The 592-nt window shown below is 67.9% G+C and carries 1 protein-coding gene; it reads right to left on the bottom strand.

The window, feature by feature from the left end; translation table 11 throughout:
* On the bottom strand, positions 1 to 233 hold a 233-nt coding region (locus tag P409_RS35645), incomplete at its 3' end, for a GntR family transcriptional regulator (protein WP_152613742.1).
* Positions 234 to 592 lie beyond the last annotated feature (359 nt).

The following is a 592-nucleotide window of genomic DNA, read 5'->3' on the forward strand; positions in this document are numbered from 1 at the left end:
CCGGCGAACGTGCCCTTGCCCTGGTGGCGCCAGATCCGGCCCTCGGCCTCCAGCACCTCCAGCGCCCGGCGGACGGCGCGGCGGCCGACGCCGATGCGGGCGGCCAGGTCGCGCTCGGTCGGCAGCTGCCATTCGGCGCGGTCGCCCTCGGCGTCCAGCAGCGCGCGCAGCCGTTCCAACGCCACGCTGGAATTCGACACGCCGCGAGGTGTGGGTGAAACCACTTCAGCCATTGGTCTCCCAAAGGCTGCGTCCGCCGATCCGGCTTCGAGCCATCTGCCTGTCCCTGTTGCGCTTGAAAACGTCGGGCCTGCCGATCCTGAGGACCGATCATGACGCGCGACGCCGCTTCGTCTTGGCAGATAGCCAAGCGCAAAGGGAACCAATTTGCAAATGGTTTCCTGAGTGGTTCGTGTCGTTCGATGGGATGATGGGGCAGGGGGTGGTCGCTGGAGCGCGACGCCCGCCATCCACACTCCCCCTCCCCTTGCGGGAGGGGTAGGGGGGGTGTCGATGCAGGGAGACGAACCTAGATCCGCCGGGAGCGATGCCGGGGCGCGATCGTCAGAGATTCTCCGGGCGGAACCAAACC

Source organism: Inquilinus limosus MP06 (assembly GCF_000767795.1).
Classification (GTDB): domain Bacteria; phylum Pseudomonadota; class Alphaproteobacteria; order DSM-16000; family Inquilinaceae; genus Inquilinus; species Inquilinus limosus_E.